The following is a 9,558-nucleotide window of genomic DNA, read 5'->3' on the forward strand; positions in this document are numbered from 1 at the left end:
TCGCGTGGCAGGCAGGAGAGGTGAAATACTTTTATGGTTTTACAACAGTTGCTTTACGATCACTATTTGCGATCAAGGCTTCGAAACGGGTGAAACGGGCATCGAGTGCTTTCAGCAAACGTTGCTTGTCCGCTTCCGCCAGGAACGAGTACCGCAAGCTGTTATACGACAGCTTTTTGATTTCCGCATAATCGGTCTTGTACTGGCTGGCAAACAGCACGTATTCATTCGACAGGGTATTGCGCGAGACGCCCGCGTCATCGGTGGAGATGACGAAGGGCACGCCATATTTGCGGTACAGGGTGATCGGATGGGCCTGGCCCTTGATGCCGAGAATGTAATCGTTGCTGGTCAGGTTCACTTCCACGGGTATGCCCCGTTCGCGCATCTTTTGCATGGTCGCCAGCGCATTGTGCTCGTAGGCGATATCCATGCCGTGACCGATACGGTCGGCGCCCGCCACATCGACGGCTTCGGCGATATGGAAAGCCATGCCTTCCGGCGGCACCATGCCCAGCGCCAGCTCACCGGCGTGCAGGGCGATCTTTACGTTCGGATATTTTGCCTTGAGGAACTTGAACATTTCCATGTGCAGGCTGTAATCGCGCATCGACACGTTCACGCTTTCCTGGCCCACGATGTTCACGCCCACCAGCAAGGGATTCAGGCTCGCTGCCTTGAACGCGGCCACCATCGAGGAAAAAACTTGCGATGGCGACAGGAAACGCAACACATACGCCTGGTAACGCATGGTGAAGTGCGCATCGTCGATACCGGCGCTGCTGGCGTTGACGTTGTCGTTGTAGGCGGTGATGCTTTTCTGGAAGCCGGCATCCTGCTCCAGGCTGCCTGTCCAGTTGGCCAGCAGCGCTTGCAGCGCGGCCGGCTGCAAGCCCGGCGCCAGCACTTGCTGGTCGAACTGCGCGTTTTGCACGAATGGCGACAGCTCGAAAATCGTTTCGATATAGCTGAGGTTTTCCGCGATGGCGCGCTGCTTCAGGGTTTTCAGGCCATCGGCCGTGTTCGTGGATGCCACGGGGCCGAAATAGCCAAAGGTATCGAAGAAGGTACGGTCCGGCGGGGTCTGGATGGCGCCGTGATTATAGAAATCCTTGGTCGACCAGCGCTGCAGCAATTCCGCATACAGGCCCGCATCGGCAAACACTTCCGTGGACGACAGGCATCCACGCTGCGCGGCCGGCTTGGCGCGCTCGGCCGCCACGACGTCCTTGTTGCTTTCGATGCGATAGGTTGTCTTGTTGACGCAATAGTTTTCCTTGTCGACCCAGTCAAGGAATTGCTCGGCGTAAATGGCGCCCGAGTAATGGTGATGCAAGTCACCGCCCTTGGGCATCATGGAAAAGAACAGGCTCAACTCGGCCGTCTTCGGCTGCGCACCGGCAACCAGGGCTGCAAAATGACGCGCGGTGGCCGCTTCATTGGAAGACGGGGCGGCCTGCGCCGTTCCGGTCAAGGCCAGCGCGGCGCCAAGCGCCAGGCCAGTGAGTTTCTTGTGCATTCGCGTTCTCGCTCAGGATAATTCGTATGGAACAACGGGTAGGTCAGCCCTGCCCCCGCACATGCACGCATCGGCCGCCTGAATAGGTGGCGGCCACGGCACGGTCGTCGCCCAGCAGCGCAAAGGCAAACAGCAATTCCTCCAGGCTTTGACAGCCGGCAGTGCGGCGCTCGAGCAGCGGCGTCGATTGCTTGTCGAGCACAATAAAATCCGCTTCCGTGCCTGCCGCGAAATTGCCCAGGGTGCCTTCCAGTTGCATGGCCCGTGCAGCGCCCAGGGTCGCCAGATAAAACATGCGCAAGGCGGGCAGATAGCTGCCTTTCAAGCGTGCTACTTTATAGGCTTCGTTCATTGTTTGCAACATCGAGAACGAGGTGCCGCCCCCCACGTCGGTGGCCAGCGACAGCAGCACCCGCGCCGCATCGGCCCGCTCGAAATCGAACAGGCCGCTGCCCAGGAACAGGTTTGATGTAGGACAAATGGCGGCCGCCGACGACGTCTCCGCCATGCGCGCGCGGTCGCGCTCGTCGAGCCAGATGCAATGCCCGAACATGGCGCGCGGACGCAGCATGCCGTACTGGTCATACACATCGAGATAGCTGCGCGCCTGCGGATGCAATTCGCGCACCCAGCGGCATTCATCCGCGTTTTCCGACACGTGCGTCTGCAAATACGTATCCGGATAGGCGCGCGCCAGCTCACCCGCCAGGTGCATCTGTTCATTTGTCGAGGTCGGCACGAAACGGGGCGTGATCGCGTACAGCGAACGGCCGTGCTTGTGCCAGCGCTGGATCAGCTCTTCGCTTTCGCGCGCGCCCGACTCGGCCGTGTCGCGCAGGAACTCGGGGCAATTGCGGTCCATCATGACCTTGCCCGCCACCATGCGCAAGCCGCGCGCCTCGCTGGCGCCAAAGAAGGCATCGACCGATTGCGGATGCACGCTGCCATACACCATGGCCGTCGTGGTGCCGCAGCGCAGCAGTTCATCGAGGAAAAACTCGGCCACATCGCGCGCATGTTGAGGATTCTCAAACGCGCGCTCGGTGGGGAAAGTATAGGTTTCCAGCCACGGCAGCAAACCGGGAGCGGGCGAGGCGATCATTTCCGTCTGCGGGAAGTGCAGATGGGTATCGATGAAACCCGGCACGATCAGCTTGCCGCGGTAATCGACGATCTCGGTGCCGGGCGGCAAAGTCGCTTGCAGCTGCGCATAATCGCCGGCGGCCACGACCTTGCCATCGGCCACGATCAGCAAGCCATCCGCATGCCAGGCGTGCGCCTCCTCGCTAAAGGCGGGATCGGCGTGGAAGTGCAGCAAGCTGGCACGGTAAGCTTGCAATGTAGCAGGAACAATCGGCATGACTTCTTTCTATAACGGGTGAATGGCGGCGCGTTTCTCGCGTCGCGGTGGCGCGCTGGCAGTAGCCAGCCGCAGCGGTGCGGCCAGGGCGGCCGCGGCCGCTTCCTCCCACACCATGAGTAGTTGACAGGCAACGGACGCGGCGATCACGGCCGGCGCCTTGTTGCGGATACCGGGCATGCCGATAGGACACACCATGGCGGCAATACGCGCGTCCGGCACGCCGCGCGCCTGCAGGCGGTGCTCGAACTGCTTGCGTTTCGTGTGCGAACCGATCAAGCCGAACCAGCCCACATCCTCGCGCTCCATGATGGCTTGCGTCAAGCGCTGATCGAGCGCATGGCTATGCGTCATGACGAGAAAACTGCCGCCCGGCGGCGCCATGGCGACAAATTCCTCGGGCATATCGGTGGCGGCGATGCGCACATTATCCGGTAGTTGCGCAGGAAACATGTCTTCGCGTTCATCGACCCAGGTGATATTGCAGGGCAAGTGGGCCAGCGCGCGCACGATGGCGGCACCCACATGGCCGGCGCCAAACAGGGTCAAATGGGCGCGCGGCGCCAGGCAGGGATCGACCAGCCAGCGCCGACCGTTCCCATCCTGGGCGACATGGGTACTGCGTTCGCGCGAAAACGTGTCGGGCGCCTGTGCGCCTGTGCCGGCGATCAGGCGACCGGCAGCATCGAACAGCGCCGACGCGGCTACACCGTCGAGCGCCGTCAAACGCCAGCTGTCTTGCTGGCGGCGTTCGCGCAAGGCGGCCAGCAATGCTTTCAGGCTGGCATCGACATATTCGAATGCCAGGTGAACGACGCCGCCGCAGCATTGTCCCAGGCTGGGCCCCAGCGCAAAACGCTCGAGCCGCGCATGGGTCTCGCCCGTGGCCAGCATGGTCTTGGCGATTTCCACGGCGCGCAATTCCAGGTGGCCGCCACCGATGGTGTCCGCCTGGCCATCGAGGGTCACGCGCATCTTCGCGCCCGCCTCGCGCGGTCCGGAACCTTCCACCAGGGCAACCGTCACCAGCACGGATGCCTGCGTGTCGTTCTCCATCGCTGTCAGCCAGTCGCTCATGCTGTACTCCTAGGCGCCGGCATGCGCCGCTTGCACGGCCATGACCGCCTTGAGGATTTCCTCGCTGGTGGCGGGGGCGTTGAGCGGTGGCTGCACGGCGTGATGGCCTACGCTGGAAATGGCGTCGCGGATGGCGAAGAACACGGAAAACGGCAACAGCAGCGGCGGCTCGCCCACGGCCTTGGAACGGTGGATGCTGTCTTCCACATTGCGATTTTGAAACAGTTTCACACGAAAATCTTCCGGGCAATCGGAAATGCCAGGAATTTTGTACGTTGATGGCGCGTGCGTCATCAGCTTGCCCGCCGCATTCCACCACAGCTGCTCCGTCGTCAGCCAGCCCATGCCCTGGATAAATGCCCCCTCCACTTGACCCAGATCAATCGCGGGATTCAATGACTGACCCGCATCGTACAAGGCGTCCGCACGCAGCAATTTCCATTCGCCTGTCAGGGTGTCGACCACCACTTCCGCCACAGCCGCACCATACGCGTAATACGAAAATGGATGGCCCGTCATCGTCTTCGCATCCCACGACAAGCCGGGCGTGGCATAGAAACCGTCCGACCACAGTTGTACGCGGGCCAGATACGCCTTCTGCACCAGTTCGGCAAACGCGACGACATGGCCATGCACGTGAATATGGTTGTCAAAGAAGCGCACAGCAGCAACGTCGCCGCCGTACAGTTTGACCGCATAATCGGCCAGGCGTTCACGGATCTGGCGCGCCGCATCCTGCGCCGCCTTGCCGTTCAAGTCGGCGCCGGTGGACGCCGCCGTGGCCGACGTGTTCGCCACCTTGCTGGTATCGGTGGCCGTGGCCCGCACGCGGTCCAGGTCTAGGCCCAGCTCGTGGGCCACCACCTGCATGACCTTGGTATTGATGCCCTGCCCCATTTCCGTGCCGCCATGGTTGACCAGCACGGAGCCATCCACGTACACGTGCACGAGGGCGCCGGCCTGGTTCAGATGCGTGACGTTGAAGGCGATGCCGAATTTCAAGGGTGTGAAGGCCAGGCCCTTCTTCAGGACTGGACTGGCCTCGTTGAAGGCGTCAATGGCGCGGCGGCGCGCCCGGTAATCGCTGCTCTCTTCCAGTTCGGCAACGAGTTCATGGATCACGTTGTCGACGATCTTCTGCCCGTAGGGCGTGATGTTGCGTCCCTCGGCATCGTTGCGGCCATAGAAATTGAGCAGGCGGATATCGAGCGCATCGCGTTGCAAGTGGCGGGCGATTTCATCGATGACATACTCGATGGCAATGGCGCCCTGCGGCCCGCCAAAGCCCCGGAATGCCGTGTTCGACTGGGTATTCGTCTTGCCGCAGGCGGCGCGGATGTCCACGTCGGACAGGTAATATGTGTTGTCGAAGTGACAGACGGCGCGCGTGGCGACGGGGCCGGACAAGTCGGCCGAATAGCCGGCGCGCGTGGTCATGTCGACCTTGGCGGCAAGGATGCGGCCTTCGTCGTCGTAGCCCACTTCGTATTCATAATAGAAACAGTGGCGCTTGCCCGTTACCAGCATGTCGTCGTCGCGGTCGGCCCGCAATTTGACGGGGCGCTTCAGTTTGGCCGCAGCAATCGATGACGCCGCTGCCCACAGGGCCGACTGCGATTCCTTGCCACCGAAACCGCCACCCATGCGCCGGCACTCGACCGTGATGTTGTGCGAATGCACGCCCAGCGCATGCGCCACCACGTGCTGCATCTCGCTCGGATGCTGGGTCGAACACAGCACCAGCATGCCTTGCGCTTCCTTCGGGATGGCGTAGGAAATCTGTCCTTCCAGATAAAACTGTTCCTGGCCGCCCACGTAGAGCTGGCCCTTGACCACATGCGGCGCGCCTTCGAACGCGGCCTGGTAGTTGCCGCGCGTCAGCTGCATCGGCGGCAGCACATACGATTGCGCGGCCTTGGCCGCTTGCGGCGTCATGATCGCGGGCAATTCCTCATATGACACTTGCGCCAGGCGGGCGGCGCGGCGCGCATGGTCATGCGTATCGGCCACGACGATGAAGATGGGCTGGCCCACGTATTGCACCAGATCAAAAGCCAGGATGGGATCGTCGTGGATAATGGGACCGCAATCATTCGTGCCGGGAATGTCCTGCGCCGTATAGACGGCGACGACACCGCCAGCGGCGCGCACGGCCGACAAATCCATGGCCGTGATGCGCGCGTGCGGCTTTTGCGACAGGCCCAGCGCCGCATGCAAGGTACCCTGCAGTTCGGCGATATCGTCCGTGTACGTGGCTTGCCCCAGCACATGCAATTGTGCCGATTCATGGGGGCTGGGCTTGCCCACGGCGGCCCAGGCGGCCGCTTGCAGTTCGGGCATGGCAGGATGGTTCATGCTGGTCCTTTCAGGCGCGGCAAGCGTAGGCGTTGACGGCCGTGCGCAACAAGGGCGCAGCGGGGCGTGTTTCCAGCCAGAAGCGGCGCAACAGGTTTTGCGCCGTCGTCATGCGGTAGGTATCTGACGCGCGCATGTCGGACAGGGGCGCGTAATCGTCGGCCAGCAAGCGCATGGCGATGACGAGGTTCTCTTCCGTCCACGCCTGTCCACGCAAAAATGCTTCCGTTTGCGCGGCGCGCTGCGGCGTGGCCGCCATGCCGCCAAAGGCGATGCGCGCATCGACGATACGTTCGCCATCGAGCTGGAACGCGAACGCGGCGCACACGGCCGAAATATCCTGGTCGAAGCGCTTGGCCAGTTTATAGGTGCGAAATTGTACGTCGGCACGCGGCAAGGGCACGAGCACGGCTTCGACGAATTCGCCAGGCTGCAGATCTTTCTTTTGATATCCCAGATAGAAGTTTTCCAGCGGCATGATGCGCTGGCCGGCGGGGCCGCGCAGCACGATGTCGCTGCCCAGCGCAATCAGCCACGGCATCGAGTCGCCGATGGGAGAACCATTGGCCACATTGCCGCCCAGGGTACCCGCGTTACGAATCGGCAAGGAGGCAAAGCGCTGCCACAGTTCCGACAATTCCTCCGGGTAATGCTGGCACAGCGCCCCGTAAGCATCGTTCAGGCTGGCGCCAGCGCCGATGTGCAGCTTGCCGTCGTCCGCGGAGATGGTTTTCAGCGCAGCCACGTGGCCCAGATAAATGATCTCGCCCAGGTCGCGCAATTGCTTGGTCACCCACAAGCCCACGTCGGTGGAACCGGCCAGCAGGCAGGCTTGCGGCTTTTCCGCGCGCAACGCCACCAATTCATCGATGCTGCGCGGCGCGTGGAAGTGCTGGCCGCCATGTTCATACGTATGCAGGCTGCCGCGCTGCAGCGCCTGCAATTGCTCCCTCAAGGCATCGCGATCGAACGTGACGTGCGGCAATTCCCCCATGCGCCTGGCGGCATCGATGATGGGCCGGTAACCGGTGCAGCGGCACAGATTGCCCGACAGGGTGTCGTCGATTTCGCAGCGCGTGGGCATCTCGCCGTTTTTTTTCAGATACATGCCCCACAAGGACATGACAAAACCGGGCGTGCAAAAACCGCACTGGGATCCGTGGCACTCGACCATCGCCTGCTGCACCGGGTGCAGGGCGCCGTCCGGCTGCTGCAAGTCTTCCACGGAAAACAGGGCCTTGCCATCGAGGGTGGGCGTGAGCTGGATGCAGGCGTTGACGGCCTTCATCTCGACCTGGCCATCGACTAGGGTGCCGATGACGACGGTGCAGGCGCCGCAATCGCCTTCGGCACAGCCTTCCTTGGTGCCCGTGCAATGCAAATCCTCGCGCAGGTGCTGCAACACAGTCTGCGTAGGGGCGGCGTTGCGTACTTCCTGTACGGCACCACGGTAATAAAAGCGGATCGGTTCTGACATGCTGGCCTCGGTATAGTCCCAGTATAGGAGATTAACACCGGCATATGGGACAACTATATGCAAAGACTGATTTTACTTATCATCCAATATCAATACCCATCAAGCAGCATAGGGATGCGTCGCATGCCAGTGCTCGGCGATATCGATGCGGCGCGTGATCCACACCTGCTCATGGCCCTGTACGTAGTCGAGGAAGCGCGCCAGCGCCGCGGCCCGTCCCGGACGTCCCACCAGGCGGCAATGCAAGCCCACCGACAACATCTTCGGCTGATTCAAGCCGTTCGGATCGCCTTCCGCATACAGCACATCGAAGGCATCCTTCAGATAATCAAAAAACTGCGTGCCCGAATTAAAGCCTTGCATGGCGGCAAAACGCATGTCGTTCGTGTCCAGGGTGTAAGGCACGATCAGCTGCGGCCGCACGGCCGGCATGCCGGCGGCATCCGTGTACGCCACTTTCTCCCAGAATGGCAGATCGTCGCCATAGTAATCGGCGTCGTAGCGGAAACCGCCATGCTCCACCACCAGTTTGCGCGTATTGGGCGAATCGCGCCCGGTGTACCAGCCTTGCGGGGCGGAACCCGTCAATTCGCGGATGATCTGCACGGCTTCACGCATGTGTTCGCGCTCCGTCGCTTCATCCATGTTTTGGTAGGAAATCCAGCGCAAGCCATGACAGGCGATTTCATGCCCCAGTTGCTGGAACGCGGCCACCGCCTCCGGATTGCGTTTCAAGGCCATCGATACGCCAAATACGGTCAGCGGCAGGCGCCGGTCCTCGAACATGCGCAGCAAGCGCCACAGTCCGGCACGCGAGCCGTATTCGTAGATCGACTCCATGCTCAGGTGGCGCGCGGGAAAAGCGGCCGCACCGATCATTTCCGATAAAAAGGTTTCCGAGGCAGGATCGCCATGCAGCACGCTGTTCTCCGCCCCTTCCTCGTAATTGAGGACGAATTGCAGGGCGATGCGGGCCTTGCCCGGCCATTGCGGATGCGGAGGCGTGCGGCCATAGCCGATCAAGTCGCGTGGATAATCTTCGTAATTGTTCATGCGGAGGCGCGCCTATAGGAGGACAATGTTGGCTATATGCCCAATCATATAGCCAGGCGCAGTCACCGGTATATGATTTGCACGATAAGCACATTCACTCACCCTATATACAGGATAGCAAATGGGAAAACTCAGCACGCATGTACTCGATATCGCCCACGGCAGGCCGGGAGCCGGCGTCAAGGTGGCCCTGTTTTCAGTTGCGCCGGAAGGAAAAGTGCTATTGAAGATGGATATGACCAATAGCGATGGCCGCTGCAGCACGCCATTACTGGAAGGCGAGAGCATGAAAGCGGGTCAATATGAACTGGTGTTCAACGCAGGCGACTATTTCGCCGCCCAGGGAGTGGAACTGCCTTCGCCCCGTTTCATCGATCTGGTCACCCTGGCCTTCGGCATTGCGCATACGGACGAGAACTACCACGTGCCGCTGGTAGTGTCACCGTGGTCGTATTCGACCTATCGCGGAAGTTAAGCGACGTTACATGACAAAGGCAGCGCGCAGCGCTGCTTTTTTTACGCCTGTCTGCTGATAAAACCAAACCACCAGACGAAAAAAAACCCGCCAATTGCTTGACGGGTTTTCTTCTACTACGAATAACAAGCCTGACGATAACCTACTTTCACACTGGTTGCAGCACTATCATCGGCGCAAAGTTGTTTCACGGTCCTGTTCGGGATGGGAAGGGGTGGGACCAACTTGCTATGGTCATCAGG

7 protein-coding genes and 1 rRNA gene are annotated in these 9,558 nt (G+C 61.0%); 1 reads left to right on the forward strand and 7 read right to left on the reverse strand.

Annotated elements, in window-relative coordinates:
- Positions 1 to 31: 31 nt before the first annotated feature.
- The 6 genes from VPH40_RS19230 to puuE all read right to left on the reverse strand — a co-directional run bounded on the left by VPH40_RS19230 (position 32) and on the right by puuE (position 8,841).
- Positions 32 to 1,519: an adenosine deaminase family protein gene (locus VPH40_RS19230; protein WP_328574242.1), complete on the reverse strand. Its 1,488-nt coding sequence runs from the start codon at positions 1,517 to 1,519 to the stop codon at positions 32 to 34.
- A gap of 43 nt (positions 1,520 to 1,562) precedes the next feature.
- A complete protein-coding gene (gene guaD / locus VPH40_RS19235) occupies positions 1,563 to 2,879 on the reverse strand; it encodes a guanine deaminase (RefSeq protein WP_289899781.1) in 1,317 nt (438 codons plus the stop codon).
- A 9-nt stretch (positions 2,880 to 2,888) separates the two neighbouring features.
- The gene (gene xdhC, locus VPH40_RS19240; protein WP_328574243.1) at positions 2,889 to 3,956 is read right to left on the reverse strand and encodes a xanthine dehydrogenase accessory protein XdhC; all 1,068 of its coding nucleotides are present in this window, start codon (positions 3,954 to 3,956) and stop codon (positions 2,889 to 2,891) included.
- A 9-nt stretch (positions 3,957 to 3,965) separates the two neighbouring features.
- Positions 3,966 to 6,311: a xanthine dehydrogenase molybdopterin binding subunit gene (gene xdhB / locus VPH40_RS19245; protein WP_328574244.1), complete on the reverse strand. Its 2,346-nt coding sequence runs from the start codon at positions 6,309 to 6,311 to the stop codon at positions 3,966 to 3,968.
- 10 nt (positions 6,312 to 6,321) lie between these two features.
- Positions 6,322 to 7,788 (reverse strand): xanthine dehydrogenase small subunit, encoded by a 1,467-nt coding sequence (gene xdhA, locus VPH40_RS19250; protein WP_328574245.1) that lies wholly within the window; start codon positions 7,786 to 7,788, stop codon positions 6,322 to 6,324.
- A gap of 99 nt (positions 7,789 to 7,887) precedes the next feature.
- On the reverse strand, positions 7,888 to 8,841 hold the full coding sequence (gene puuE / locus VPH40_RS19255; RefSeq protein ID WP_099665391.1) for an allantoinase PuuE: 954 nt from the start codon (positions 8,839 to 8,841) through the stop codon (positions 7,888 to 7,890).
- A 121-nt stretch (positions 8,842 to 8,962) separates the two neighbouring features.
- Between puuE and uraH the strand changes: the two genes are divergently transcribed.
- Positions 8,963 to 9,316, forward strand: a complete 354-nt coding sequence (gene uraH / locus VPH40_RS19260; protein WP_070303439.1) for a hydroxyisourate hydrolase — start codon at positions 8,963 to 8,965, stop codon at positions 9,314 to 9,316.
- A gap of 129 nt (positions 9,317 to 9,445) precedes the next feature.
- Here uraH and rrf read toward each other — a convergent pair.
- Positions 9,446 to 9,558, reverse strand: a 5S ribosomal RNA gene (gene rrf / locus VPH40_RS19265).

Source organism: Janthinobacterium sp. P210005 (assembly GCF_036231865.1).
Lineage (GTDB): Bacteria > Pseudomonadota > Gammaproteobacteria > Burkholderiales > Burkholderiaceae_D > Janthinobacterium > Janthinobacterium kumbetense.

Excerpts from the sequence above, each read along its gene's own strand:
- guaD (WP_289899781.1), bottom strand. The coding sequence starts at position 2,879 with ATGCCGATTGTTCCTGCTACATTGCAAGCTTACCGTGCCAGCTTGCTG.
- xdhA (WP_328574245.1), bottom strand. The coding sequence starts at position 7,788 with ATGTCAGAACCGATCCGCTTTTATTACCGTGGTGCCGTACAGGAAGTA.
- xdhC (WP_328574243.1), bottom strand. The coding sequence starts at position 3,956 with ATGAGCGACTGGCTGACAGCGATGGAGAACGACACGCAGGCATCCGTG.
- uraH (WP_070303439.1), top strand. The coding sequence starts at position 8,963 with ATGGGAAAACTCAGCACGCATGTACTCGATATCGCCCACGGCAGGCCG.
- puuE (WP_099665391.1), bottom strand. The coding sequence starts at position 8,841 with ATGAACAATTACGAAGATTATCCACGCGACTTGATCGGCTATGGCCGC.
- VPH40_RS19230 (WP_328574242.1), bottom strand. The coding sequence starts at position 1,519 with ATGCACAAGAAACTCACTGGCCTGGCGCTTGGCGCCGCGCTGGCCTTG.
- xdhB (WP_328574244.1), bottom strand. The coding sequence starts at position 6,311 with ATGAACCATCCTGCCATGCCCGAACTGCAAGCGGCCGCCTGGGCCGCC.